Genomic DNA, 258 nt, shown 5'->3' with positions numbered 1-258 from the left:
CCCTCAGCAGCAAGCAGATCGCCGCCCTGGACTCCAGCGACATCGCGGCCCTCTCTTCCGACGATATCCTCGCCCTCTCGACTGGCTCTCTCGCTGCTATCACCACCAAGGCCATTGCCGGTCTTGCCAGCGCCAACCTCGCTCTCCTTAGCTCCGACAAGATCGGTGCCCTGACAAGCGGTCAGATGGCAGCCCTCAGCACCGACCAGATCGCTGCCCTGACCACCGACCAGACCCCTGGCCTGAAGAGCTCGCAGA

General features: G+C 64.0%; 1 protein-coding gene. It reads left to right on the top strand.

Annotation, left to right across the window (positions count from 1 at the left end; genetic code table 11):
- A partial coding sequence (locus EQW76_RS29205) for a hypothetical protein (protein ID WP_161991105.1) occupies positions 1 to 258 on the top strand: 258 nt, incomplete at both ends.

Source organism: Rhizobium sp. rho-13.1 (assembly GCF_007000305.1).
Lineage (GTDB): Bacteria > Pseudomonadota > Alphaproteobacteria > Rhizobiales > Rhizobiaceae > Rhizobium > Rhizobium rhododendri.
The sequence above is the reverse complement of the archived record's forward strand: the minus strand, read 5'-3'. Positions and strand labels throughout refer to the sequence as shown.